The 25,202-nt window shown below is 69.7% G+C and carries 23 protein-coding genes; 1 reads left to right on the top strand and 22 read right to left on the bottom strand.

Features of this window, described 5'->3' with window-relative positions:
* Window positions 1-99 precede the first annotated feature (99 nt).
* On the top strand, window positions 100-1,953 hold the full coding sequence (locus ACGFRG_RS16600) for a glycoside hydrolase family 18 chitinase (RefSeq protein WP_361430456.1): 1,854 nt from the start codon (window positions 100-102) through the stop codon (window positions 1,951-1,953).
* A gap of 167 nt (window positions 1,954-2,120) precedes the next feature.
* Here the strand turns inward: ACGFRG_RS16600 and ACGFRG_RS16595 are convergent, their stop codons facing one another.
* The 22 genes from ACGFRG_RS16595 to ACGFRG_RS16490 form a co-directional block, all read right to left on the bottom strand.
* A complete protein-coding gene (locus ACGFRG_RS16595) occupies window positions 2,121-2,567 on the bottom strand; it encodes a DUF2550 domain-containing protein (protein WP_361430455.1) in 447 nt (148 codons plus the stop codon).
* 137 nt (window positions 2,568-2,704) lie between these two features.
* A complete protein-coding gene (locus ACGFRG_RS16590; protein WP_361430454.1) occupies window positions 2,705-3,079 on the bottom strand; it encodes a F0F1 ATP synthase subunit epsilon in 375 nt (124 codons plus the stop codon).
* A 129-nt stretch (window positions 3,080-3,208) separates the two neighbouring features.
* Complete coding sequence (atpD, locus tag ACGFRG_RS16585) at window positions 3,209-4,651, bottom strand: F0F1 ATP synthase subunit beta (RefSeq protein WP_361430452.1); 1,443 nt, start codon at window positions 4,649-4,651, stop codon at window positions 3,209-3,211.
* A complete protein-coding gene (locus tag ACGFRG_RS16580) occupies window positions 4,651-5,571 on the bottom strand; it encodes a F0F1 ATP synthase subunit gamma (protein ID WP_361430451.1) in 921 nt (306 codons plus the stop codon). The genes atpD and ACGFRG_RS16580 overlap by 1 nt, the downstream gene beginning before the upstream one ends.
* A gap of 20 nt (window positions 5,572-5,591) precedes the next feature.
* Window positions 5,592-7,184 (bottom strand): F0F1 ATP synthase subunit alpha, encoded by a 1,593-nt coding sequence (gene atpA, locus ACGFRG_RS16575; RefSeq protein ID WP_361430449.1) that lies wholly within the window; start codon window positions 7,182-7,184, stop codon window positions 5,592-5,594.
* Window positions 7,185-7,326: 142 nt separating this feature from the next.
* Window positions 7,327-8,142, bottom strand: coding sequence for a F0F1 ATP synthase subunit delta (locus ACGFRG_RS16570; RefSeq protein WP_361430447.1), 816 nt, complete (start codon window positions 8,140-8,142; stop codon window positions 7,327-7,329).
* Entirely contained in the window at window positions 8,139-8,684 is a 546-nt protein-coding gene (locus ACGFRG_RS16565; protein WP_188275741.1) for a F0F1 ATP synthase subunit B, read from the bottom strand. The genes ACGFRG_RS16570 and ACGFRG_RS16565 overlap by 4 nt, the downstream gene beginning before the upstream one ends.
* A 52-nt stretch (window positions 8,685-8,736) precedes the next feature.
* Complete coding sequence (atpE, locus tag ACGFRG_RS16560; protein WP_188275742.1) at window positions 8,737-8,973, bottom strand: ATP synthase F0 subunit C; 237 nt, start codon at window positions 8,971-8,973, stop codon at window positions 8,737-8,739.
* A 76-nt stretch (window positions 8,974-9,049) separates the two neighbouring features.
* Window positions 9,050-9,874, bottom strand: coding sequence for a F0F1 ATP synthase subunit A (atpB, locus tag ACGFRG_RS16555; protein ID WP_361430446.1), 825 nt, complete (start codon window positions 9,872-9,874; stop codon window positions 9,050-9,052).
* Window positions 9,875-10,099: 225 nt separating this feature from the next.
* Complete coding sequence (locus tag ACGFRG_RS16550; RefSeq protein ID WP_361430445.1) at window positions 10,100-10,534, bottom strand: hypothetical protein; 435 nt, start codon at window positions 10,532-10,534, stop codon at window positions 10,100-10,102.
* Between the two features lie 261 nt (window positions 10,535-10,795).
* The gene (locus ACGFRG_RS16545; protein ID WP_361430489.1) at window positions 10,796-12,142 is read right to left on the bottom strand and encodes an MraY family glycosyltransferase; all 1,347 of its coding nucleotides are present in this window, start codon (window positions 12,140-12,142) and stop codon (window positions 10,796-10,798) included.
* A 93-nt stretch (window positions 12,143-12,235) separates the two neighbouring features.
* Window positions 12,236-13,510 carry a serine hydroxymethyltransferase gene (gene glyA, locus ACGFRG_RS16540; RefSeq protein ID WP_393264512.1) on the bottom strand — a complete coding sequence of 425 codons (1,275 nt, stop codon included), beginning with the start codon at window positions 13,508-13,510 and terminating at the stop codon, window positions 12,236-12,238.
* A gap of 365 nt (window positions 13,511-13,875) precedes the next feature.
* The gene (locus ACGFRG_RS16535; protein WP_393264510.1) at window positions 13,876-14,523 is read right to left on the bottom strand and encodes a protein-tyrosine-phosphatase; all 648 of its coding nucleotides are present in this window, start codon (window positions 14,521-14,523) and stop codon (window positions 13,876-13,878) included.
* The gene (locus ACGFRG_RS16530; protein ID WP_361430442.1) at window positions 14,520-15,167 is read right to left on the bottom strand and encodes an L-threonylcarbamoyladenylate synthase; all 648 of its coding nucleotides are present in this window, start codon (window positions 15,165-15,167) and stop codon (window positions 14,520-14,522) included. Before ACGFRG_RS16530 ends, ACGFRG_RS16535 begins: the two co-directional genes overlap by 4 nt.
* A 56-nt stretch (window positions 15,168-15,223) precedes the next feature.
* Window positions 15,224-16,105, bottom strand: a complete 882-nt coding sequence (gene prmC / locus ACGFRG_RS16525) for a peptide chain release factor N(5)-glutamine methyltransferase (protein ID WP_361430441.1) — start codon at window positions 16,103-16,105, stop codon at window positions 15,224-15,226.
* Window positions 16,106-16,178: 73 nt separating this feature from the next.
* A complete protein-coding gene (prfA, locus tag ACGFRG_RS16520) occupies window positions 16,179-17,258 on the bottom strand; it encodes a peptide chain release factor 1 (RefSeq protein WP_361430440.1) in 1,080 nt (359 codons plus the stop codon).
* A gap of 102 nt (window positions 17,259-17,360) precedes the next feature.
* The gene (rpmE, locus tag ACGFRG_RS16515) at window positions 17,361-17,582 is read right to left on the bottom strand and encodes a 50S ribosomal protein L31 (RefSeq protein WP_188275749.1); all 222 of its coding nucleotides are present in this window, start codon (window positions 17,580-17,582) and stop codon (window positions 17,361-17,363) included.
* A 161-nt stretch (window positions 17,583-17,743) separates the two neighbouring features.
* A complete protein-coding gene (locus ACGFRG_RS16510; RefSeq protein WP_361430439.1) occupies window positions 17,744-18,856 on the bottom strand; it encodes an LCP family protein in 1,113 nt (370 codons plus the stop codon).
* A 254-nt stretch (window positions 18,857-19,110) separates the two neighbouring features.
* Complete coding sequence (rho, locus tag ACGFRG_RS16505; protein ID WP_393264506.1) at window positions 19,111-21,144, bottom strand: transcription termination factor Rho; 2,034 nt, start codon at window positions 21,142-21,144, stop codon at window positions 19,111-19,113.
* 400 nt (window positions 21,145-21,544) lie between these two features.
* A complete protein-coding gene (gene thrB, locus ACGFRG_RS16500; RefSeq protein ID WP_361430436.1) occupies window positions 21,545-22,462 on the bottom strand; it encodes a homoserine kinase in 918 nt (305 codons plus the stop codon).
* A gap of 264 nt (window positions 22,463-22,726) precedes the next feature.
* On the bottom strand, window positions 22,727-23,785 hold the full coding sequence (gene thrC / locus ACGFRG_RS16495) for a threonine synthase (protein WP_361430435.1): 1,059 nt from the start codon (window positions 23,783-23,785) through the stop codon (window positions 22,727-22,729).
* A gap of 6 nt (window positions 23,786-23,791) precedes the next feature.
* Window positions 23,792-25,090, bottom strand: a complete 1,299-nt coding sequence (locus ACGFRG_RS16490; RefSeq protein ID WP_361430487.1) for a homoserine dehydrogenase — start codon at window positions 25,088-25,090, stop codon at window positions 23,792-23,794.
* Between the last annotated feature and the right edge of the window lie 112 nt (window positions 25,091-25,202).

Here is a 25,202-nt window from a genome sequence, read left to right as displayed (position 1 = left end):
CACGGCACTGCTGTGTGAGCGTGCCACACCACCGTGTGCTCACCGGACGGAGCAGGGTCCCACCCCCACACCCGTCGGACCTCACTCAGGGAGTCTCCCTTGAGCACTGCACCACGCCTGCGCACCCGCTTGAGATCGAGAGCGACCGCGGCCCTGACCGCGCTGGCACTCCCCCTGGCCGCGCTCGTCGGCCTGGCCGCCGCGTCCCCCGCCGAGGCAGCCGCCTCGGCCACCGCCACCTACACCAAGACCCAGGACTGGGGCTCCGGTTTCGGCGCCCAGTGGACCGTCAAGAACACCGGCACCACGACACTCACCTCCTGGACCGTGGAGTGGGACTACCCCTCCGGTACGTCCGTCACCTCGTTCTGGGACGCGGACGTCACCCACGACACCAACCACTGGACCGCCAAGAACAAGTCGTACAACGGCACGCTCGCCCCCGGCGCGAGCGTCACCTTCGGCTTCAACGGCGCGGGCCCCGGCGCCCCCTCCGGCTGCAAGCTCAACGGCGGCTCCTGCGACGGGAGTTCGACCCCGCCCGGCGACAACCCGCCCTCCGCGCCCGGCACCCCGACCGCGAGCAACGTCACCGACACCTCGCTGACCCTGTCGTGGAGCGCGGCCACCGACGACAAGGGCGTCAAGAACTACGACGTGTACCGGGGCTCGACGAGGATCGCGACGGTGCCGGGCACGACGTACGCCGACTCGGGCCTCACCGCCGGGACGACGTACTCGTACAGCGTGACCGCGCGCGACAGCGCCGACCAGACCGGCCCCTCCTCCGGCACGCTCACCGTCACCACCACGGGCGGCGGTCAGAACCCCGGTCCCGGCTCCACGGTCAAGCTCGGCTACTTCACCGACTGGGGCATCTACCAGCGCAACTACCAGGTGAAGAACGTCGTCACCTCGGGCTCGGCGGCGAAGCTGACGCACATCAACTACGCGTTCGGCAACGTCACGGGTGGCCAGTGCGCCATCGGTGACGCGTACGCCGACTACCAGAAGACGTACGACGCCTCCTCCAGCGTCGACGGCACCGCCGACACCTGGGACCAGCCGGTCGCGGGCAACATCAACCAGTTGCGCGAGCTGAAGAAGAAGTACCCGAACCTCAAGGTGCTCTGGTCGTTCGGCGGCTGGACCTGGTCGGGCGGCTTCGGCGCGGCGGCGGCGAACCCGGCCGCGTTCGCCGACTCCTGCTACTCCCTGGTCAAGGACCCGCGCTGGGCCGACGTCTTCGACGGCATCGACATCGACTGGGAGTACCCGAACGCGTGCGGGCTCTCCTGTGACACCAGCGGCCAGGCGTCCCTGAAGAACCTGCTGGCGGCGCTGCGCGCCAAGTTCGGCGGCGGCGCGCTGGTGACGGCGGCCGTCACCGCCGACGGCTCGGCCAACGGCAAGATGGACCAGGCGGACTACGCCGGTGCGGCACAGTACGTCGACTGGTACAACGTGATGACGTACGACTTCTTCGGTGCGTGGGACGCGAAGGGGCCGACGGCCCCGCACTCGCCGCTCACCTCGTACGACGGCATCCCGATCGCGGGCTTCAACACCGACGCGGCGATCCAGAAGTACAAGGTGAAGGGCATCCCGGCGAACAAGCTCAACCTCGGGATCGGGTTCTACGGCCGCGGCTGGACCGGCGTCACCCAGGACGCCCCCGGCGGCACCGCGACCGGCCCCGCGCCCGGGACGTACGAGCAGGGCATCGAGGACTACAAGGTCCTCAAGTCCGCGTGCCCGGTGACCGGGACGATCGCGGGCACGGCGTACGCGCACTGCGGGTCGAACTGGTGGAGCTATGACACCCCGTCGACGATCGCGGGCAAGATGGCGTACGTGAAGGCCCAGGGCCTGAAGGGCGCGTTCTTCTGGGAATTCAGCGGCGACACGCCTGGCGGCGAGCTGATGTCGGCGATCGATTCCGGGCTGAGGTAGCCCCCGATTCCAGCACCGGGGCGAGGGCCCGTCCCCCTCCCCCGGTGATGGGCCCTTCGGGCCCTCCTAGGGGCGCGGGGAACTGCGCGACCAGCCCCCACCGGCCCGCAGACGAAGAACCCGGCCGCCCGCCGGAGGGCTTTCGGGAAGGGGCGGGGTGGGGAAAACTACGCCACGTTCACCCGTTGCCCCGGCGGCGCCGCCTCCAGCCATGCCAGGAAACCCGTCAGCGCGTCCTCGCTCATCGCGAGTTCGAGCCGCACACCACGGTGCGTACAGCCGAGCACGATCGCGTCGGACAGGAGCGCCAGCTCCTCCTCGCCCGCCGGCTGCCGCCGCGCCACGACCTCGATCGCGGACCGCTCAAGGAGCCGCCGCGGCCGGGGCGCGTACGAGAAGACGCGGAACCACTCGATGCGGTCACCGCTGTAGCGGGCCACCCCGTACACCCAGCCCTTGCCGCCGGGGTCACCGCCCTCCGGTACGTTCCAGCGGAGACTGCAGTCGAAGGTCCCGCCGGAACGCTGGATCAGGCGTCGGCGCAGACCGAAGACGAAGAGTCCCACCAGTACCAGCGCGACGACCACTCCGCCCACAAGCAGAACGAGGGTCATCTACACCGACCTCCTCGCTCCATTCGGGGCCGGGGGATCGCCCCGGTCTCATGTGCCTGCATCGCCTCAGCCGCGGCCGGGTCCGGAAAATTCCAGACCCGTGACCGCGGCTGAGGGCAAAACTGTTCGTCGGGGCGTCAGCGCACCGACACCGTACGCAGCCGGACCTCGGCGCGCCGCTCGGCGACGGCGTCCTCGGCCGACTTGGCGCTCTCCAGCGCGCGCTCGGCACGCTGGACGTCGATCTCGTCCGCGAGCTCCGCGATCTCCGCGAGCAGCGAGAGCTTGTTGTCCGCGAACGAGATGAACCCGCCGTGCACAGCGGCGACGACGGTGCTGCCCTCGCTCGTACGGATGGTCACCGGGCCGGACTCCAGCACTCCGAGGAGCGGCTGGTGACCGGGCATGACGCCGATGTCGCCGGACGTGGTGCGCGCGACGACCAGGGTGGCCTCGCCGGACCAGACACTGCGGTCCGCGGCGACGAGCTCGACGTGCAGCTCAGCAGCCAAGGTGGGCTCCTCGGGTCACCACCCGGCGGTTACTGCCGGGTGTTGGGTCAAAGTCTAGTAGGCGGAAGGAGAGGGGCGGGACCGGCCCGCCCCTCTCCGCCGAAACGCGACTCTTACGAGTCAGGCGATTCAGGAGACGCCCAGCTCCTTGGCGTTGGCCTTCAGGTCCTCGATGCCACCGCACATGAAGAACGCCTGCTCGGGGAAGTGGTCGTACTCACCGTCGCAGATCGCGTTGAACGCGGCGATCGACTCGTCGAGCGGCACGTCCGAACCGTCCACGCCGGTGAACTGCTTGGCGACGTGGGTGTTCTGGGACAGGAAGCGCTCGACGCGACGGGCACGGTGGACAACGAGCTTGTCCTCCTCGCCCAGCTCGTCGATACCGAGGATCGCGATGATGTCCTGGAGGTCCTTGTACTTCTGCAGGATCCCCTTGACACGCATGGCGGCCGCGTAGTGGTCCGCCGCGATGTAGCGGGGGTCCAGGATGCGGGACGTGGAGTCCAGCGGGTCCACGGCCGGGTAGATGCCCTTCTCGGAGATCGGACGGGAGAGAACCGTCGTCGCGTCGAGGTGGGCGAACGTGGTGGCCGGGGCCGGGTCGGTCAGGTCGTCCGCGGGGACGTAGATCGCCTGCATCGAGGTGATCGAGTGACCACGGGTCGAGGTGATGCGCTCCTGGAGGAGACCCATCTCGTCGGCCAGGTTCGGCTGGTAGCCCACCGCGGAGGGCATACGGCCGAGCAGGGTCGACACCTCGGAACCCGCCTGGGTGTACCGGAAGATGTTGTCGATGAAGAAGAGGACGTCCTGCTTCTGGACGTCACGGAAGTACTCCGCCATCGTCAGACCGGCCAGGGCGACCCGAAGACGCGTGCCCGGGGGCTCGTCCATCTGGCCGAAGACAAGCGCGGTCTTGTCGATGACGCCGGAGTCCGTCATCTCCTCGATGAGGTCGTTGCCCTCACGGGTACGCTCACCGACACCCGCGAACACCGACACACCGTCGTGGTTGTTGGCGACGCGGTAGATCATTTCCTGGATCAGAACGGTCTTGCCGACACCGGCACCACCGAACAGACCGATCTTTCCACCCTTGACGTACGGGGTGAGAAGGTCGATGACCTTGACGCCGGTCTCGAACATCTCGGTCTTCGACTCAAGCTGGTCGAAGTTCGGGGCCTTGCGGTGGATCGCCCAGCGCTCGGTGACCTCGGACTCGGCCTCGGGCTTGTTCAGGATCTCGCCAAGGGTGTTGAACACCTTGCCCTTGGTGACATCGCCGACCGGCACCTTGATGCCGTCGCCGGTGTCGACGACCGGGGCCTGGCGGACCAGACCGTCGGTCGGCTGCATCGAAATGGTGCGGACCAGGCCGTCGCCCAGGTGCTGGGCGACTTCCAGGGTCAGCGTCTTGAGCTTGCCGTCCTCGGCCGGGTCGGCCACCTGGACGTGCAGCGCGTTGTAGATCTCCGGCATCGCGTCGACGGGGAACTCCACGTCGACGACCGGGCCGATGACCCGGGCGACGCGGCCCGTGGCAACGGCCGTCTCAACTGTCGTCGTCATTACTTGTCACTCCCCGCGGTCGCGTCGGCCATGGCGCTCGCGCCACCGACGATCTCGCTGATTTCCTGGGTGATTTCGGCCTGGCGGGCCGCGTTGGCAAGCCGGGAGAGGCTCTTGATGAGATCCCCGGCATTGTCGGTCGCCGACTTCATCGCGCGGCGGCGGGCGGCGTGCTCGGAAGCGGCCGACTGCAGCAGCGCGTTGTAGACACGGCTCTCGACGTAGCGCGGCAGCAGGGCGTCGAGAACGTCCTCCGCCGACGGCTCGAAGTCGAACAGCGGAAGGATCTCGCCCTTCTTGCTGCCCTCCTCGTCCTGAGCCTGGTCGAGGCTGAGCGGCAGCATCCGGCTGTCCACCGCGTTCTGCGTCATCATCGACACGAACTCCGTGAAGACGATGTGCAGCTCGTCGACGCCGCCCTCGGCCGTGTCCGTCTGGACGGCCTCGATCAGCGGCGCCGCGACGCGCTTGGCGTCGGCGTAGGCCGGGCTGTCGGTGAAGCCGGTCCACGAGTCCGCGATCTTGCGCTCACGGAACCCGTAGTAGGCGACACCCTTGCGGCCGACGACGTACGTGTCGACCTCCTTGCCCTCACCGCGCAGACGCGCGGTCAGCTGCTCCGCCGCCTTGATGGCGTTGGAGGAGTAGCCGCCGGCCAGACCGCGGTCGCTCGTGATGAGCAGGACCGCGGCCCGGACCGGGGACTCGGCCTCGGTGGTGAGCGGGTGCTTGGTGGTCGAACCGTTCGCCACCGCGGTCACCGCGCGGGTGAGCTCGGTCGCGTACGGCATCGATGCCGCCACCTTGCGCTGCGCCTTGACGATGCGCGAGGCGGCGATCATCTCCATCGCCTTGGTGATCTTCTTGGTCGCTGTGACGGCACGGATGCGACGCTTGTAGACCCGGAGCTGCGCTCCCATGAGTCAGGTCCCTTCCGTCGTCACTTGCTGGTGGAGACCGGCGCGTCGTCGCCCAGGAGCTTGCCGTCCGAGGTCTCGAACTGGCGCTTGAAGGCAGCGATGGCGTCGGCGATCGACTGCAGCGTGTCGTCCGACATCTTGCCGCCCTCGGCGATCGAGGTGAGGAGCTCCTTACGCTCGCGGCGCAGGTACTCCAGCAGCTCGGCCTCGAAGCGACGGATGTCGTTGACCGGGACGTCGTCCATCTTGCCGGTGGTACCGGCCCAGACGGAGACGACCTGCTCCTCGACCGGCATCGGCTGGTACTGGCCCTGCTTCAGCAGCTCGACCATGCGCTTACCGCGCTCCAGCGACGCCTTGGAGGCCGCGTCCAGGTCGGAACCGAAGGCGGCGAACGCCTCCAGCTCGCGGTACTGGGCGAGGTCCACGCGGAGTCGGCCGGAAACCTGCTTCATCGCCTTGTGCTGCGCGGAACCACCGACTCGGGAGACGGAGATACCGACGTTCAGCGCGGGGCGCTGACCGGCGTTGAAGAGGTCCGACTCCAGGAAGCACTGGCCGTCGGTGATGGAGATGACGTTGGTCGGGATGAACGCCGACACGTCGTTCGCCTTGGTCTCGACGATCGGCAGACCGGTCATCGAACCGGCACCCATCTCGTCGGAGAGCTTGGCGCAGCGCTCCAGCAGACGCGAGTGCAGGTAGAAGACGTCGCCCGGGTAGGCCTCGCGGCCCGGCGGACGGCGCAGCAGCAGCGACACGGCGCGGTAGGCGTCGGCCTGCTTCGACAGGTCGTCGAAGATGATCAGGACGTGCTTGCCCTGGTACATCCAGTGCTGACCGATGGCCGAACCGGTGTACGGCGCAAGGTACTTGAAGCCGGCCGGGTCGGACGCCGGGGCGGCGACGATGGTCGTGTACTCCAGCGCGCCGGCCTCTTCCAGGGCACCGCGCACCGAGGCGATGGTGGAGCCCTTCTGACCGATGGCGACGTAGATGCAGCGGACCTGCTTCTTCGGGTCGCCCGTGCGCCAGTTGTCGCGCTGGTTGATGATCGTGTCGACGGCCAGCGCGGTCTTGCCGGTCTGACGGTCGCCGATGATCAGCTGACGCTGGCCGCGGCCGACCGGCACCATCGCGTCGACGGCCTTGTAGCCGGTCTGCATCGGCTCGTGCACCGACTTGCGGACCATGACGCCCGGGGCCTGCAGCTCAAGGGCGCGGCGGCCTTCGGTCTCGATCTCGCCGAGGCCGTCGATCGGGTTGCCGAGCGGGTCGACGACGCGACCCAGGTAGCCCTCGCCGACGGCGACGGACAGGACCTCGCCGGTACGGGTGACCGGCTGGCCCTCTTCGATGCCGCTGAACTCGCCGAGGACGATCGCACCGATCTCGCGCTCCTCAAGGTTGAGGGCGAGACCGAGGGTGCCGTCCTCGAACTTCAGCAGCTCGTTGGCCATCGCCGAGGGAAGGCCCTCGACCTTGGCAATGCCGTCGCCGGCAACGCTGACCGTACCGACCTCCTCGCGCGAGGCCGCGTCCGGCTGGTACGACTGGACAAAAGTCTCCAGCGCGTCCCGGATCTCCTCCGGCCGGATCGTGAGCTCCGCCATCTGGGTTCCCTGCTCTCCTTGTTGGGCCCGAAGTTTCTTTGGGGGTCTGGGGGCCGACCCCCAGGAATCTTCTGCAATCTCTGCACGGCCCAACCGGGCCGCTGGTGATGCTTTGTTGAGTTGGTGACGCTGCCGGAGCAGGTCAGCCGGCCAGCCGCCGGCTCGCCTCGTCGAGACGCTCCGCGACGGTCCCGTCGATGAGCTCGTCACCGACCCGCACCGAGATCCCGCCGAGGACCGTCGGGTCCACGTCCAGGTTCAGGTGCATCTGGCGGCCGTACACCTTCGCCAGGGCGGCGCCGAGGCGCTGCTTCTGGGCGTCGGTCAGCGGCACCGCCGAGGTGACGACCGCGACCATGCGGTCCCGGCGCGCCGCGGCGAGCTTGGACAGGGCTTCGAGGCCCGCTTCCAGGCTACGTCCACGGGGCTGGGTGACCAGCCGCGTGACGATCCGCTCGGTGGCCGGGTTCGCCTTGCCGCCCAGCAGGCTGCGCAGCAGCTCGCCCTTGGCGGACGGCGCGGCGGCGCGGTTGGTCAGGGCGGACCGCAGCTCGGAGTTCGAGGTGACGATCCGGCCGAACCGGAACAGCTCGTCCTCGACGTCGTCCAGCGCGCCGGACTTCTGCGCCGCGGTGAGGTCGGCGGTGTTCGCCAGCTCCTCCAGCGCGTCCACCAGATCGCGCGAACGCGACCAGCGGGAGCGGACCATGCCGCTCACCAGGTCGGCGCTCTCGCCGCCGACCTGGCCGCGGAGGATGCGTCCGGCCAGCTCAGCCTTGGCCTCGCCGGCCTGCGCCGGGTCGGTCAGGACCCGACGCAGCGACACCTCGCGGTCGAGCAGCGCGGTGACGGCGGCCAGCTCACCGGCGAGCGTCGCCGCGTCGACGGACGTGTTGTCCATCAGCGCGTCGAGTCGCTCGCGTGCGGCAGCCAGTGCCTCGCGGCTCGCTCCGTTCATCGCGTGGCCTCGGCCTTCGCCGCGCTGTCCTCAAGACCCTCAAGGAAGCGGTCGATGGTGCGGCTCTGCCGGGCGTGGTCCTCAAGGGACTCGCCGACGAGCTTGCCGGCCAGGTCGGTGGCGAGCTTGCCCACGTCCTGACGGAGCGCGTGCGCGGCGGCCTTGCGGTCCGCCTCGATCTGGGCGTGACCGGCAGCGATGATCTCCTCACGCTGCCGCTGGCCTTCCGCCCTCATCTCCTGGATGAGCGCGGTGCCCTGCTCGGTCGCCTCCTGGCGCAGGCGGGCAGCCTCGTGGCGGGCCTCGGCGAGCTGGGCCTTGTACTGCTCCAGCACGCTCTGAGCCTCGGTCTGCGCGGCCTCGGCCTTCTCGATACCGCCCTCGATGGCCTCGCGCCGCTCGTCCAGAACCTTGTTGATGTTCGGGAGGAGCTTCTTGGCGAGGAAGCCGAAGACGATGACGAAGGCGATCAGGCCGATGACGAGCTCAGGCCACGGCGGAACGAGGGGGTTTTCCTTGCCCTCGGCCGCCAGCTGAACCATGGTGAGGTTCACATCAGTGCCTTTCGTCGGATCGGTCTAGTCGTCGTTCGTCTTAGTAGACGAACGGCATGACGAGGCCGATGAGGGCCAGCGCCTCACAGAACGCGAAACCGAGGATCTGGTTGGCGCGGATCAGGCCGGCCGCCTCGGGCTGACGGGCCATGGCCTGGGTGCCGTTACCGAAGATGATGCCGACGCCGACGCCGGGGCCGATCGCGGCAAGGCCGTAACCGACGGAGCTGAGGGAGCCGGTGACGCCATCGGAAGCAGCAGCGAGGATCTGGGACATGCCAGTTCTTCCTTCTCTTTCACGGACCGGTGGGGGTTGGCCACCGGACGACTGGGGGTTTTGAGTGGGCGGGCGGTCAGTGGTGCTCGGCGACGGCGCCCTGGATGAAGCTGCAGGCCAGAAGCACGAACACGTACGCCTGGACGGCCTGGATGAAGAGCTCGAAGCCGGTCATCACGATGACCATCACGAACGACACACCCGAGTAGGCGATGCCGATGCCGTTGAGCATGTACCAGCTGGCGATCGTGAAGAGCAGCAGCAGGGTGTGACCGGCGAACATGTTCGCGAACAGTCGCACCGCGTGGGTGAACGGACGCACCAGGACGTTCGAGAAGAACTCGATGACCATGACCATCGGCAGGACCGCGCCGAGCGACTTGTCGTAGCCCGTGAGGTTCTTGAAGCCGCCGACGAAGCCGTGGCGCTTGAACGTCAGGCTCATCCAGACGATGTAGACGATCCCCGCGAGAACCGCCGGGTACGCGATGATCGACGTCACCGGGAACTGCGCGACCGGAACGATCGACCACAGGTTCATCATCCAGACGAAGAAGAACAGCGAGACCATGAGGGGGACCCACTTCTCGCCCTCCTTCTTGCCGATCGTCTCGTAGACGATGCCGCGGCGTACGAAGTCGTAGCCCGCCTCGGCGACCATCTGGAGCTTGCCGGGGACGACCTTCGGCTTGCGGAAGGCGGCCCAGAAGAACCCGACGATGATGATCGAGCCCAGCAGGGCGAGCAGCATCGGCTTGTTGAAATAGGCGCCGTTGCCGTCCGCGTTGCCCCAGAGAGGCTTGAACAGGAACGAGTGCAGGCCCGGACCCTCGAAGCCACCGCAGTCCTGGAACAGGTGGCAACTCGTGTCGAAAGCGAGCTGCGTCGGGTCAGCACTCACCGCGGGCTCCTTCAGCGTGGCGCATAGGTACGGCAACCTCGTTGTGTCGGCGCGGCGCGCAGCCGCGGTTCGGCACTGGACTGGTGTTACGGATGATGGGGCGGCGGTCGGGCATCGAGCCTCGCGATCGAGCAGGCGTCAGCTCAGATGCCCGCGTCCGCAGTGCCGCAGTTGGCACCGGACGATAGCAGGGTCTCGAACTCGCATTTATCCCGCCCCTACCCTTCACGACGAAGACCCGGATTTCTCGGGCTTGTGACCCTCCGAATCCGGCTCCACGTAAAGGATCTTGGCCTTCATGTGCGCACGCGCCTGCATGCCGATCCAGACGAGGGTCAGCGCGACGAGCGTGGCGGCGAATGCCTTGGGGTTGAACAGCGTCGTGTTCTTGAAGACCGCGACGAAGATGAAGAGCAGCAACAGCTGAGCCGTGTACAGCATCAGTCCCATGCCCTGGAACAGATGCGGCAGGTTTCGCGCCGTTCGCTGCAGGACGATGAGCCCGATCCCCATGAAAGCGATGACCACGACCGTCGCGATGGCGGCGCCGATGGCTCCCTTGCCGCCCGCGACCACGGCGCTGATCACGACGGCGAGCGCGCCGGCGGCAGCGGTGGGTACGGCGGTCTGAAGGAGAGTGCGGGCGTCGTTGGACGGCATGGCGGCAGCTCCGCTTACTGGTGGGGGCAGGGTGTCGTCATGGACGAGCGTAGGCCCCGGCCGAGGTGATCCCTCGGGCCAATGGGCCGTCGCACTACGGTCCTTCGGCTCTGTTGCCGGGTCTCGTGAACCGTATCACAAACTATTTGATGAGGTCTTTACCATGGTGGTGTGCTGCCCGTCACACATGAGAGTGAACGTGCGCGCATGTGCAAAACGGGCGGCGACTTGTCTGGTATTGGGACCCCGTGCGGCAATTCGTCAGCGTGACGCACTCGTCTTCCGCCGGTCGGGGAAGCGCGAACGGGGGCCGACCGCGGTCGCTCCGTTGACGCCGGAAACACCCGCGCCGACCGGTGTGCGCTCCTCTTCCGTCCCGTCCCACTCATCCGCACCAGCGGCCCCGGCCGAGGCGGCGGCGAGCCGCGTACGGCGCCGGTAGCGCGGCGGGACGAACGCCTCGGCCCACCTCGGGGCTCGCGGCGTGAAGCGCGGCAGCAGGAGCAGCACCAGACCGACCGCGCTGAGCGCGACGATCAGGAACACGATCCACATCGACGCCGAGTGCACCGAGTACGCCACCGCGCCGAAGGACAGCAGCGCCGACCAGAAGTACATGATCAGCACGGCCCGGCTGTGCGAGTGGCCGATCTCCAGGAGGCGGTGGTGCAGATGCCCGCGGTCGGCCGCGAACGGCGACTGGCCCTTCCAGGTGCGGCGCACGATCGCGAGCACCAGGTCGGTCATCGGCAGCGCGATGATCGTCAGCGGCAGCAGCAGCGGGATGAAGACCGGCAGCATCGCGTGCGTGGCCGCGCGCTCGCCGCCGACGAACAGGTTCATCGAGTCCGGGTCGACCTGTCCGGTGATCGAGATCGCGCCCGCCGCGAGCACCAGGCCGATCAGCATCGACCCCGAGTCGCCCATGAAGATCCGCGCGGGGTGCATGTTGTGCGGCAGGAAGCCCAGGCACATGCCCATCAGGATGGCCGCGAACAGGGTGGCCGGGGCCGCGGCCTCGATGCCGTAACCGAACCAGATCCGGTACGCGTAGATGAAGAACGCCGCGGCGGCGATGCAGACCGTGCCGGCGGCGAGGCCGTCGAGGCCGTCCACGAAGTTCACCGCGTTGATGGTGATGACCACCAGGGCGACCGTGAGCAGGGTCGACTGCCAGGAGGTCAGCGAGACCGTGCCGATGCCGGGGATCGGCAGCCACAGGATCGTGAGACCCTGCACGACCATCACGCCCGCGGCGATCATCTGGCCGCCGAGCTTGATCAGCGCGTCGATCTCGAACTTGTCGTCGAGGACGCCGATGATCCAGATCAGGGCGGCGCCGGAGAGCAGCGCGCGCGGCTCGTTGGACCGCTCGAAGACGCCGTTGAGGCTGTCGAGGTGGTCGGCGACGAGCAGACCCGCGCACAGACCGCCGAACATGGCGATACCGCCGAGCCGCGGTGTCGGCTCCCGGTGCACGTCGCGGGCACGGATCTCCGGCATCGCACCGGTCGCGATGGCGAACTTCCGCACCGGCCCGGTCAGCAGGTAGGTCACCGCGGCCGTGACGCACAACGTCAGCAGGTATTCACGCACGGGCTGCCCCAGAGGTATCGCTGGCCATCTCAGCCCCACACACTAGCTTCGCGACCACATGGTTGAGGACATGCGGGTACACGAGATGGTTGCAGCCAACCCCGTCTAGTGTGCGTAAGGAGGGAATCTTCCGGCCAGTTCGCGCACTTCGGCGCGAATGTCTGGCTCCTCGCGCAGCGCCGCCGAGAACAGCACGGCGATCCTCGCCATCTCCGCCTCGCCCATCCCCTGGGTGGTCACGGCGGCCGTGCCGAGCCGGATGCCGCGGGCGTCGTCGTACGGCAGGGCGCAGGTGTCGAGCACGATCCCGGCGCCCGCGAGCCGACCCCGGGCGCCGCGGCCGTCGGCGCCGAGCGGTGCCGGGTCGGCGAGCACCAGGTGGGTGTCGGTACCGCCGGTGACCAGCGAGAACCCCTCGGCGGCGAGCCCGGCGGCGAGCACGCGCGCGTTGGCGACCACCTGATGGGCGTACCCCGTGAACGCGGGCGTCGCCGCCTCGCCGAACGCGACCGCCTTCGCCGCGATCGTGTGCATCTGGGCGCCGCCCTGGGTGAACGGGAAGACCGCCCGGTCGATCCGGGCCGCCAGTCGCTCGCCGCACAGCAGCATGCCGCCGCGCGGGCCGCGCAGCACCTTGTGGGTGGTGGCGCAGACCACGTCCGCGTACGGGACGGGGCTGGGGGCCGCTCCCCCGGCCACCAGGCCCATGGGGTGCGCGGCGTCCGCGATCAGGTACGCCCCGACGGCGTCGGCGACCTCGCGGAAGGCCGCGTAGTCGATGTGGCGCGGGTAGCAGATCGAGCCGCAGACGATCGCCTTCGGGCGGTGCCGCTCGGCCAGTTCGGCGACCTCGGCGTAGTCGATGATCCCGGTCTCCGGGTCGACGCCGTACCCCACGAAGTCGAACCACCGCCCGGAGAAGTTGGCGGGCGAGCCGTGGGTGAGGTGTCCGCCGTACGGGAGCCCCATCGCGAGCACGGTGTCGCCCGGCCGCAGGAGCGCCGCGTAGGCCGCGAGGACGGCCGAACTGCCGCTGTGCGGCTGTACATTGGCGTGCTCGGACCCGAAGAGCGCCTTGGCCCGGTCCACCGCGATCCGCTCGGCCACGTCCACGACCTCGCAGCCGCCGTGGTGGCGGGCGCCGGGATAGCCCTCGGCGTACTTGTTGCTGAGCCGGGAGCCGAGAGCGGCGAGGACGGCGGGCGAGGTGAAGTTCTCGGCGGCGATGAGCTGGAGGGAGGCGCCTTGGCGCGCCTCCTCCGCGAGCAGCACCTCGGCGATCTCGGGGTCCTGGCGCCGCAGGGCGTCGAGCGCCCCCTCCGGGGCCTTGGCGGGGACTTGCCCGTGGGCGGCGGATACGGCTGCGGTGGTGACCGTCATCGGGGTCTCCGGGCCTGGCAGGGGGCGGGTGAGGCGTCAGATCCAATGTAGGCCGCCGCGTGCCCCCGCGCCCGGCGGATTCACGTCACCCCTGCGCGCGCCGGGCGCCCACAAGGCCCCCACAACCCGCCTGGCGCCGCCTGCGCGCCTTTCGGCGCGGTACCGGTGCGCCAGGGTCGGCGCGGGGCCGTCGGCCCGTCAGCGGGGCACAGGGCCCCGCCCGCCTCAGTACGGCGCGGGCACACCCGTGAGCGCCGTGTCGAGCACCCTTCTCCACGCGCCTCTCGCGAGGCTCGGCCCCAGGGGCCTCACCGGCATCGAGCCGCTGCGTCGGACTCCGTCCGCCGACCGGGGCCCCGCCCGCCTCAGTGCGGCGCCGGTACGCCCGTCAGGGCGGTGACCACCGGCTCCAGCGCCGTGTTGATCTCGTCGCCGATCGAGCGGAAGAACGTGATCGGGGCGCCGTACGGGTCGTTGACCTCGTCCGCCTCGGCGCTCGGGGCCAGCAGCCAGCCGCGCAGGGCGGCGGCCGCGCGCACCAGGGCGCGGGCGCGCTCGACCATGCCCTCGTCCGGGTCGGGCAGCGTCGCCGGGTCTATGGCGCGCACCAGCCGGGTGAACTCCTTGAGCGTGAAGGTGCGCAGCCCCGCCGAGTGGCCCATCGAGATGACCTGGGCGCGGTGGTCGCGGGTGGCGGTGAGGACCAGGTCCGCGGTGATGACGTGCTCGTCCAGGAGCTCGCGTCCGGTGAAGCCGGTCGCGTCCGCGCCGAAGTCCGCGAGGACGGCCGCCGCGTTGGCCTCCATCGGGGCGCCCTCGTGGCCCCAGGTGCCCGCGGACTCCACGATCAGGCCCCCCGTGTACGGGTCGCCGAGGCGGTCGCAGAGGGCATGCCGCGTCAGCCGCTCGGTGATGGGCGAGCGGCACACGTTGCCGGTGCTGACGTGGAGGATGCGGAAAGTGGTGCCGGTGAACCCGGTGCCTATGCCACGCCCCGTCTCAGGGGCTGTCAATTCGCCACCTCAAGGTCGGGTACCACCTTGCGCAGCTCGTCGGCGTCGAGCGCGCCCGCGCGCAGCAGCACCGGGACCTTGCCCGTGACGTCCACGATCGACGACGGGACGATGCCCGGGGTCGGGCCGCCGTCCAGGTAGACCGAGACGGAGTCGCCCAGCATCTCCTGCGCGGCGTCGCAGTCCTCGGGAGAGGGGTGCCCGGTGAGGTTGGCGGAGGACACGGCCATCGGGCCGACCTCGGTCAGCAGCTCGATGGCGACCGGGTGCAGCGGCATCCGGATCGCGACCGTGCCCCGGGTGTCGCCGAGGTCCCACTGGAGCGACGGCTGGTGGCGGGCGACCAGCGTGAGGGCGCCCGGCCAGAACGCGTCCACCAGCTCCCACGCCTGCTCGGAGAAGTCCGTGACGAGGCCGTGCAGCGTGTTCGGGGACCCGATCAGCACCGGGGTGGGCATGTTGCGGCCGCGGCCCTTGGCGTCCAGCAGGGAAGCGACGGCCTCGGAGCTGAACGCGTCCGCGCCGATGCCGTAGACGGTGTCCGTCGGCAGGACGACGAGTTCACCGCGGCGCACTGCGGAGGCGGCCTCTCGCAGACCGGTCGTGCGGTCGGTCGCGTCGTTGCAGTCGTATCGCCGAGCCATTTAACGGGCCTCCTCGTACACGTACGCGGTCTCGAAGCAGGAAAGGGTCAGGACGGTCACGGCAGGGCCTTGCGGGCCGTGGCGAAGCGCGGGCGGTTGTTCAGGTCGGGGTGGTCGGCCGCGTCCGCCCAGCCGGCCTCCTCGTTGAAGATCCACGGCACCTGGCCGCCCTGGGTGTCGGCGTGCTCGATGACGACCAGGCCGCCGGGGCGCAGCAGCCGGTGGGCGGTGCGCTCGATGCCGCGGATGGTGTCGAGGCCGTCCTCGCCGGAGAACAGGGCGAGTTCGGGGTCGTGGTCCCGGGCCTCGGGGGCGACGTACTCCCACTCGGTGAGCGGGATGTACGGCGGGTTGGAGATGACCAGGTCGACCTGGCCGTCGAGCTCGGGCAGCGCGCTCAGCGCGTCGCCCTGGTGCAGCACGACCCGCGAGCCCTCGACGTTCTTGCGGGTCCAGTCGAGCGCGTCCTCGGACAGCTCCACCGCGTGCACCCGCGAGCGGGGCACCTCCTGGGCCATGGCGAGCGCGATCGCGCCGGAGCCGGTGCACAGGTCGACGATCAGCGGCTCGACCACGTCCATGGCCCGCACGGCGTCTATGGCCCAGCCGACGACCGACTCGGTCTCGGGGCGCGGCACGAAGACGCCGGGGCCGACCTGGAGCTCCAGATAGCGGAAGAACGCGCGGCCGGTGATGTGCTGGAGCGGCTCGCGCGCCTCGCGCCGGGCGATGGCCTCCCAGTAACGGGCGTCGAAGTCGGTGTCCTTGACGAGGTGCAGCTCGCCCCGCTTCACCCCGTGGATGTGCGCGGCGAGCTCTTCCGCGTCGAACCGCGGTGAGGGCACGCCGGCGTCGGCCAGCCGCTGGGTGGCCTGCGCCACCTCCGCGAGCAGCACACTGCGGGGGCCTGGGGTTCGCCCCCCAGAATGTTGCGGCACGCTGGTCCTCCGGGCTGCAATGGGCCTCCCCTTGCTCAACGAGCCCGGGGAAGTACGGGGTGTCTTACGGGTGTCAGCTCGCCGCGGCGAGCTTGGCGGCGGAGTCGGCGTCGACGCACGCCTGGATCATCGCGTCCAGATCGCCGTCGAGCACCTGGTCCAAGTTGTACGCCTTGAAGCCGACGCGGTGGTCCGAGATGCGGTTCTCGGGGAAGTTGTACGTGCGGATCTTCTCGGAGCGGTCCACGGTACGCACCTGGCTGCGCCGGGCGTCGGCGGCCTCCTGCTCGGCGGCCTCCTGGGCGGCGGCGAGAAGGCGCGAGCGCAGGATGCGCATGGCCTGCTCCTTGTTCTGGAGCTGGCTCTTCTCGTTCTGGCAGGACGCCACGACACCGGTGGGCAGGTGCGTGATGCGGACGGCGGAGTCGGTCGTGTTGACGGACTGGCCGCCGGGGCCCGACGAGCGGTAGACGTCGATGCGCAGATCGTTCATGTTGATCTCGACGTCGACCTCCTCGGCCTCGGGCGTGACCAGCACACCGGCGGCGGAGGTGTGGATGCGGCCCTGCGACTCGGTTGCGGGCACGCGCTGCACGCGGTGCACCCCGCCCTCGTACTTCAGCCGCGCCCAGACGCCCTGGCCGGGCTCGGTGGCGCCGTTGCCGCCCTTGGTCTTCACGGCGACCTGGACGTCCTTGTAGCCGCCCAGCTCGGACTCGGTGGCGTCGATGATCTCGGTCTTCCAGCCGACCCGCTCGGCGTACCGCAGGTACATCCGCAGCAGGTCGCCGGCGAACAGGGCCGACTCGTCGCCGCCCGCGCCCGCCTTGATCTCCAGGAGCACGTCCTTGTCGTCGCTGGGGTCGCGCGGGACCAGGAGAAGGCGCAGCTTCTCGGTCAGCTCGTCGCGCTGCTTGTCCAGCTCCTTGACCTCGGCCGCGAAGTCGGGGTCGTCAGCCGCGAGCTCCTTGGCCGTCTCGATGTCCTCGCCGGTCTGCTTCCAGGAGCGGTACGTGGCGACGATCGGCGTCAGCTCGGCGTAGCGCTTGTTGAGCTTGCGCGCGTTCGCCTGATCCGCGTGGACCGACGGGTCGGCGAGCTTCTTCTCCAGATCGGCGTGCTCGCCGATCAGTTCCTCGACCGCCTCGAACATCGGGGGCTCCTGGTTCAGTGAAAATAGTGGCTGCGACAGACGGCAAAGCGCCGGTCCCGGCCACCCCGCGCGGGGGCAGCCGAAGACCGGCGCAGTGGCTCGCTACTTGGCGGAGCCGGCAGCCTTGCCGAAGCGGGCCTCGAAGCGGGCCACACGGCCACCGGTGTCGAGGATCTTCTGCTTGCCCGTGTAGAACGGGTGGCACTCGGAGCAGACCTCGGCACGGATGGTGCCCTCGGCGAGGGTGCTACGGGTGGTGAACGACGCGCCACAGGTGCAGCTGACCTGCGTCTCGACGTACTCGGGGTGGATGTCGCGCTTCAAGGGTGTCTCCTAGTTCCGGGAGGGCTCCGGGTCGTCCGCGCGGGGATGCGCGCACGTGAACCGGGGCCGACGTACCAGTCTGCCAGGACTGGCCGTATCTCCCAAAACCGGGGTCGGCCCCGATCTATTCCACGGCGTCCCCGCAGCGGAGAAAGTGCTGGTCAGCCCGTTTTGACCACAGTTCCGGCGTCACCCTTGTCACCCGCGGAGTCCTTCGTCGCGGAGGCCGGGATCGGCTGGTCCTTGCGCAGCGCGTCCCAGACCTGCTCGGCCTGGGCCTGCTGGGGCAGGACGCGGTTGGGGTCGGCCGGGTCGTACATGACCGGCAGCGTGATCATCTTGACGTTGTCGGAGCCGAGGCCCTTGAGGCCGTTGCCGAAGCCGATCAGCGCGTTGATGGAGCTGAGGTCGGAGTCGGTGGTGATGGCCTTGGTGGCGGCGTTGGCGAGCCCGTAGAGCTTGGTGGGGCTGTGGAAGACACCGATGCCCTTGACCCGCTCGATCAGCGCCTTGATGAACGCCTGCTGGAGCTGGATGCGGCCGAGGTCGGAGCCGTCGCCGACGCCGTGCCGGGTGCGGACCAGGCCGAGCGCCTGCTCGCCGTTCAGGGTGTGCTTGCCGGCCGGCAGATCCAGGTGGCTCTTGTTGTCCTTGATCGGCTTCTGGGTGGTGACGGGCACCCCGCCGAGCTCGTCGATGAGCTTCTTGAAGCCGGTGAAGTCGACCTCGATGTAGTGGTCCATGCGGACCCCGGACATCTGCTCGACCGTCTTGACCGCACAGGCGGGCCCGCCGACCTCGTACGCCGTGTTGAACATCTGGCGCTTGCCACCGGGGTCGGTCTTGCCGTCCGGGGTGGTGCAGGAGGGGCGGGTGATCAGGGTGTCGCGCGGGACCGAGACGACGCTGGCCGTCTTGTGGCCCTCGTACACGTGCACGATCATCGCGGTGTCGGAGCGGGCTCCCCCGTCGTCCTGCCCGTACTCCTTGTTGGCCCCCGCCCGGGAGTCGGAGCCCAGGACCAGGATGTCCATGGATCCGTTGTCGACGTTCTGCGGGCGGTCGGTGCCGAGCTGGGCGTTGATGTCGACGCCCTTGATGTTGCCGTTCAGCTTGAAGTAGACGTAGCCGAGGCCGACGCCGCCGACCATGACGACGCCCGCCGCGGACCACGCGGCGATCTTCAGCGCACGGCGGCGCGGGGGGCGCTTGTGGCGCCTGCCGCGGCCACCGCCGGATATATGGGCGCTGCCGCTCTCACTCTGGTCGGCCATGTTCTCCTCAGTCCTCGCAGCTCCTGGTACCCCCCGCCCTGTCTGTCAGGCACGGTTTGTCGACACTTGTCAGACGGAGAAGCACCAAGAAGGGTTGCACAGGGTTCTAAGAAGGCCCTAAGAGCGACCGGAGCCTGTGGTGAAGCTCTCGCATTGCCTCATGAGCCCATGATGGGTCCGTTACGCGCGAAACGCCCCCGGCACCGAGGTGACGGGGGCGTTTCGACGCAGCCGGCTCAGCCGCGGCGACGAGGTCAGTCGTTGCCGTTGCCCGGAGTCGTCTTCTGGATCTGGAGCAGGAACTCCGCGTTCGACTTCGTCTGCTTCATCTTGTCGAGCAGGAGCTCGATCGCCTGCTGCTGGTCGAGCGCGTGCAGCACCCGGCGCAGCTTCCAGACGACGGCCAGCTCGTCGCTGCCGAGCAGGATCTCTTCCTTACGGGTGCCGGACGCGTCCACGTCCACCGCCGGGAAGATGCGCTTGTCGGCGAGCTTGCGGTCGAGCTTGAGCTCCATGTTGCCGGTGCCCTTGAACTCCTCGAAGATCACCTCGTCCATGCGCGAGCCGGTCTCCACGAGCGCGGTGGCGAGGATGGTCAGCGAGCCGCCGTCCTCGATGTTGCGCGCGGCACCGAAGAAGCGCTTCGGCGGGTAGAGCGCGGTCGAGTCGACACCACCGGACAGGATGCGGCCGGAGGCCGGGGCCGCCAGGTTGTACGCACGGCCCAGGCGGGTGATCGAGTCGAGCAGCACGACCACGTCGTGGCCGAGCTCCACGAGGCGCTTGGCGCGCTCGATGGCGAGCTCCGCGACCGTGGTGTGGTCCTCGGCCGGGCGGTCGAAGGTCGAGGAGATGACCTCGCCCTTGACCGACCGCTGCATGTCGGTGACCTCTTCCGGACGCTCGTCGACCAGGACGACCATCAGGTGGCACTCGGGGTTGTTGTGCGTGATCGCGTTGGCGATCGCCTGCATGATCATGGTCTTGCCGGTCTTCGGCGGGGCCACGATCAGACCGCGCTGGCCCTTGCCGATCGGCGACACGAGGTCGATGATCCGCGTGGTCAGCACGCCCGGGTCGGTCTCCAGACGGAGCCGGTCCTGCGGGTAGAGCGGGGTGAGCTTGTTGAACTCCGGGCGGCCGCGGCCGGAGTCGGCCGCCATGCCGTTCGCGGAGTCCAGACGCACCAGCGCGTTGAACTTCTCGCGGCGCTCGCCGTCCTTGGGCTGGCGGACCGCGCCGGTGACGTGGTCACCCTTGCGCAGGCCGTTCTTGCGGACCTGGGCGAGCGAGACGTACACGTCGTTCGGGCCCGGCAGGTAGCCGGAGGTCCGGATGAACGCGTAGTTGTCGAGGATGTCCAGGATGCCCGCGACGGGGATCAGCACGTCGTCGTCGTTGACCTGCGGCTCGGCGCCGAACTCCTCACGGCCACCACGGCGGCCGCGACGGTCCCGGTAACGGCCACGGCGGCCGCGACGGCCCTCGTCGTCGTAACCGTCGTCCTGCGGACCGTTGTTCTGCTGGCCCTGCTGGCCGCCCTGGCGCTGCTGGCGCTGGCCGCCCTGGCCCTGCTGGTCGTCGCCCTTGCCACGGCCACCGCGCTCGCCACGGTCACCGCGCTCGCGCTCGCCCCGCTCGCCACGGTCGCCGCGCTGGCGGCCCTGGCGCTCGCCGCGCTCGCCACCGCGCTCGCCGCGGTCCCGGCGCTCGCGCCGGCCCTCGGCGGTGTCCACGGCGTCCGCGGCCTTGGCCTCGGGCTGCGCGTCGGTCTTCGGCTCGGCCTTGACGTCGGCCTTCGCCTGCGGCTCGGCCACGGCGGTCGACGACTCCGGGGAGCCGGCGGCGGCGGTCGCGCGACGGCGGCGGCGCTCGCCGACGGGCTGGTCGTCGCCCTGGTCGGAGGCCTTGGCCGACGGCTGGCCGGGGATCTCGATCTGCTGCTGGGCGGCAGGCTTCTCGGCGGCCTCGTCACCCGTACGGGCCTTGGAGGTGGCGCGGCGCTTCGGCTTGGTCTCGCCCGCGTCGGCGCTCTTGGCCGGAGCGGAGGAGCCTCCTGCCTGCGCCTCCTTGATGACCTCGATCAGCTGGCTCTTGCGCATCCGCGCGGTGCCCCTGATGCCGAGGCCGGACGCGACCTGCTGCAGCTCGGCCAGGACCATGCCGTCGAGGCCGGTGCCGGAGCGGCGGCGCCGTGAGGTGGTGCCAGAGGCAGCACCTGCGGCGGGCGCGGCGTTGTCGACAGAGGTGTCGGCTGTCACGCCCATCAGATCGGTGGTGTCGCTCACGAAGGGTCCTTCCCTGGAGCGGACGTCGGCCTGTCTGGCTCGGCGACCGGTTGTGCTGTCCGAACATGGCCCGTGACCTGGGGTCACTGACCGTGCCGGGGCGGTGGTCCGCCGCGTACGGCGGAGAGATAAACGTGCGTGGGGTCCGGCCCGAGTTCCCCTACTCGGCCCCCTGGGAAAAGCGGGGGGTGTCGTGCCGGTTCCGGAGCGTGCTCGGAAACTGCTCAGGCAGGCTGCGCAGGCAGTTTGGGAGGCTCCCGGAAGAATGGCGGTCCCTGAAGGGGACACGAAGCACCGCGCCACAATGACGACCGATGCAGACTTGAGGTTAACACTACCGGATCCAACAAACATTCCCCCTCTCGTTCACCGGCAAGCCGCGCGCCCCCTCCGCCTGGCCCTATGAGCCCAGCGGCAGGACGCTCGCGCCCGGGGCGTCGAGGCGGAGCCGGTTCGCGGCCCACCCCTCACCTGCCAGCCGTGCGACCTTGTCGGCCGCACCGTCCTCGACCAGCGCGAGCACCGTGGGGCCCGCGCCGGAGATGACTGCGGGGACGCCGTCCGCGCGCAGCCGGTTGACCAGCGCCACACTCTCGGGCATCGCCGGTGCCCGGTATTCCTGGTGGAGCCGGTCCTCGGTGGCCGGGAGCAGCAGCTCGGGGCGCCTGGTCAGCGCCTCCACGAGCAGTGCGGCACGCCCGGCGTTGGCCGCCGCGTCCACATGCGGGACGGTACGCGGCAGCAGCCCCCTCGCGGTCTCCGTCAGGACCGGCTTACCCGGTACGAAGACCACCGGAACGATGGAATCCGCCGGGTCCATCCTGATGGCCCGCGCAGCTCCGCCCTCCATCCAGGAGAGCGTGAATCCGCCGAGCAGACAGGCGGCGACGTTGTCGGGGTGGCCCTCGATCTCGGTGGCCAGTTCGAGCAGCGCCGCGTCGTCGAGCCGCGCGTCGCCGCCTATCGTCACCGCGCGCGCCGCGACGATGCCGGCGCAGATGGCGGCCGACGAGGAGCCCAGGCCCCGGCCGTGCGGGATGCGGTTGGCGCAGACGACCTCAAGTCCCCGCGGCTGCCCGCCGAGCAGGTCGAACGCGGTGCGCAGCGAACGTACAAGAAGGTGGCTCTCGTCGCGGGGCAGCGTCTCGGCGCCCTCGCCCGCGATGTCGATGTGCAGGCCGGAGTCGGCGACGCGGACGACCACGTCGTCGTACAGCCCCAGTGACAGGCCGAGGGAGTCGAAACCCGGGCCGAGGTTGGCACTGGTGGCGGGGACGCGCACCCGTACGGCGGCGGCGCGGAATGCGGGACCGGCCATCGCTCTGATGACTCTCCTTGTGAGACTGCTGCGAGGTTTTCGAAGAGGTACCCAAGACCCGACGGCCACGTGGGCAACTGCACCGCGGCATATGCGGCGGGGCGGGTTGGGTACAGCCTATCGAAGGAAGGTTCTGTGGCGACATAGGGCGCACAGGAGGCGCACGAAGCGTGTCGCGAGCCCCCTGTGCCCCTACGTGCCAGTTGTACGGGTTTCTGCCCCGGGCGCGTGCACAGCGCCCGGCGCGCGGCCCGTACGACCCGATTACACCAGGCCCAGGCGCTGTGCGGCAGTAGCCGCGTCCACCGGAACCGTGACCGGCTGCGGGGCACCCGCGACCGCCCAGTCGGGGTCCTTCAGACCGTTTCCGGTCACCGTGCACACGATCTTCTGGCCCGGGTCGACCAGGCCCTGCTCGGCGGCCTTCAGCAGACCGGCGACCGAGGCGGCCGACGCGGGCTCCACGAAGACACCCTCCTGGGAGGCGAGCAGCCGGTAGGCGCGCAGGATCTCACGGTCCGTCACCTCGTCGATGAGACCGCCCGATTCATCGCGCGCGGCCACCGCGAACTCCCAGGACGCGGGGTTGCCGATGCGAATCGCGGTGGCGATCGTGGAGGGGTCCTTGACCACCTCACCGCGCACGATCGGCGCCGAACCCGAGGCCTGGAAGCCCCACATACGGGGCGCGCGGGTGGACACCTTGTCCGCCGCGTACTCCCGGTACCCCCGCCAGTACGCCGTGATGTTGCCGGCGTTGCCCACGGGAAGGACGTGGATGTCGGGCGCGTCACCGAGCGCGTCCACGATCTCGAACGCGGCGGTCTTCTGGCCCTCGATACGGACCGGGTTGACCGAATTGACCAGCGCCACCGGGTAGTTGTCCGAGAGGTTGCGCGCCAGCGTGAGGCAGTCGTCGAAGTTCCCGTCCACCTGGAGGATCTTCGCGCCGTGCACCAGCGCCTGGCCCATCTTGCCGAGCGCGATCTTGCCCTGCGGCACCAGGACGGCACACACCATCCCCGCCCGTACCGCGTACGCGGCGGCCGAGGCGGAGGTGTTGCCGGTGGAGGCGCAGATGACCGCCTTCGCGCCCTCCTCCTTCGCCCGGGTGATGGCCATGGTCATACCGCGGTCCTTGAAGGACCCGGTGGGGTTGGCACCCTCGACCTTGAGGTGCACCTCGCAGCCCGTGCGCTCGGAGAGCACCTGCGCGGGCACGAGCGGCGTACCGCCCTCGCGGAGGCTGACGACCGGGGTCGTAGCGGAGACGGGGAGCCGGTCCCGGTACTCCTCGATGATTCCGCGCCACTGGTGGGTCATTGCTCTTTACTCCCCTTCAACACGCATGATGCTGGCGACACCCCGCACGGTGTCGAGCTTGCGCAGGGCGTCCACGGTCCCGGTGAGGGCCGCGTCGGCCGCGCGGTGGGTGACGACGACGAGGGAGGCCTCACCGACCCCGTCTTGTCGACCTTGCTGGCGCACGGTGTCGATGCTGACCCCGTGCTCGGCGAAGACGGTGGCGACCTGGGCGAGGACACCCGGTTTGTCGGCCACGTCCAGGCTGATGTGGTAGCGCGTCACGACCTCGCCCATGGGGCTCACGGGCAGCTGCGTGTACGCGGACTCACCGGGTCCGGTGGACTCGGCGAGCTTGTTGCGGCAGACCGCGACCAGGTCGCCGAGAACGGCGGACGCGGTGGGCGCGCCGCCCGCGCCGGGCCCGTAGAACATGAGCTGTCCGGCGGCCTCGGCCTCGACGAAGACGGCGTTGTAGGCGCCGCGCACGGAGGCCAGCGGGTGGTCGAGCGGAATCATCGCCGGGTGCACACGCGCGGTGACGGACCCGCCGTCGGCGGCGCGCTCGCAGATGGCGAGCAGCTTGATGGTGCAGCCCATCTCCTTCGCCGAGGCGAAGTCGGCGGCGGTGACCTCGGTCATGCCCTCGCGGTACACGTCGTCGAGCCGGACCCGGGTGTGGAAGGCGATCCCGGCGAGGATGGCGGCCTTGGCGGCGGCGTCGAAGCCCTCGACGTCGGCGGTCGGATCGGCCTCCGCGTACCCGAGGGCGGTGGCCTCGTCCAGGGCCTCCTGGTATCCGGCCCCGGTCGAGTCCATCTTGTCGAGGATGAAGTTGGTCGTGCCGTTGACGATGCCGAGCACCCGGTTGACCTTGTCACCGGCCAGCGACTCGCGCAGCGGGCGGATCAGCGGAATGGCCCCGGCGACGGCGGCCTCGTAGTAGAGGTCCCGGCCGTGCTCGACGGCGGCGGCGTGCAGCGCGGCCCCGTCCTGGGCGAGCAGCGCCTTGTTGGCGGAGACGACGGAGGCGCCGTGCGAGAAGGCGGTGGTGATGAGCGTACGAGCGGGCTCGATGCCACCGATGACCTCGACGACCACATCGATGTCGCCGCGTTTGACGAGGGCGGTGGCGTCGGTGGTGACGAGGGCGGGGTCGATGCCCTCGCGCACCTTGGAGGGCCGGCGGACGGCGACACCGGCGAGCTCGACCGGCGCGCCGATGCGCGCCGTGAGGTCGTCGGCGTGCGTCGTCATGATGCGCGCCACCTCTGAGCCGACCACTCCACAGCCCAGCAGCGCCACCTTCAGCGGACGCGTACGCATCATCCGACCTCGTTTCCCTCTACCAGCTTGAATGCGATCCAGTCTCACTCACCGGACGGGGATTTCCGCCCCCCGTCCGGATCCCGAGACGCTTATTCCATTATTGAGCGGT

The sequence above is a fragment of the Streptomyces sp. NPDC048696 genome, from assembly GCF_043198895.1.
Classification (GTDB): domain Bacteria; phylum Actinomycetota; class Actinomycetes; order Streptomycetales; family Streptomycetaceae; genus Streptomyces.
The sequence above is the reverse complement of the archived record's forward strand: the minus strand, read 5'-3'. Positions and strand labels throughout refer to the sequence as shown.

Bases quoted from the DNA above. Each gene is read 5' to 3' on its own strand.
- ACGFRG_RS16595 (WP_361430455.1), bottom strand. From the start codon at position 2,567: ATGACCCTCGTTCTGCTTGTGGGCGGAGTGGTCGTCGCGCTGGTACTG.
- ACGFRG_RS16550 (WP_361430445.1), bottom strand. From the start codon at position 10,534: ATGCCGTCCAACGACGCCCGCACTCTCCTTCAGACCGCCGTACCCACC.
- ACGFRG_RS16565 (WP_188275741.1), bottom strand. From the start codon at position 8,684: ATGGTTCAGCTGGCGGCCGAGGGCAAGGAAAACCCCCTCGTTCCGCCG.
- prfA (WP_361430440.1), bottom strand. From the start codon at position 17,258: ATGTTCGAGGCGGTCGAGGAACTGATCGGCGAGCACGCCGATCTGGAG.
- ACGFRG_RS16580 (WP_361430451.1), bottom strand. From the start codon at position 5,571: ATGGGAGCGCAGCTCCGGGTCTACAAGCGTCGCATCCGTGCCGTCACA.
- ACGFRG_RS16490 (WP_361430487.1), bottom strand. From the start codon at position 25,090: ATGCGTACGCGTCCGCTGAAGGTGGCGCTGCTGGGCTGTGGAGTGGTC.
- atpE (WP_188275742.1), bottom strand. From the start codon at position 8,973: ATGTCCCAGATCCTCGCTGCTGCTTCCGATGGCGTCACCGGCTCCCTC.
- glyA (WP_393264512.1), bottom strand. From the start codon at position 13,510: ATGACGGTCACCACCGCAGCCGTATCCGCCGCCCACGGGCAAGTCCCC.
- ACGFRG_RS16570 (WP_361430447.1), bottom strand. From the start codon at position 8,142: ATGAACGGAGCGAGCCGCGAGGCACTGGCTGCCGCACGCGAGCGACTC.
- ACGFRG_RS16530 (WP_361430442.1), bottom strand. From the start codon at position 15,167: ATGGCTCGGCGATACGACTGCAACGACGCGACCGACCGCACGACCGGT.
- thrC (WP_361430435.1), bottom strand. From the start codon at position 23,785: ATGACCCACCAGTGGCGCGGAATCATCGAGGAGTACCGGGACCGGCTC.
- thrB (WP_361430436.1), bottom strand. From the start codon at position 22,462: ATGGCCGGTCCCGCATTCCGCGCCGCCGCCGTACGGGTGCGCGTCCCC.
- atpA (WP_361430449.1), bottom strand. From the start codon at position 7,184: ATGGCGGAGCTCACGATCCGGCCGGAGGAGATCCGGGACGCGCTGGAG.
- atpD (WP_361430452.1), bottom strand. From the start codon at position 4,651: ATGACGACGACAGTTGAGACGGCCGTTGCCACGGGCCGCGTCGCCCGG.
- ACGFRG_RS16510 (WP_361430439.1), bottom strand. From the start codon at position 18,856: ATGGCCGACCAGAGTGAGAGCGGCAGCGCCCATATATCCGGCGGTGGC.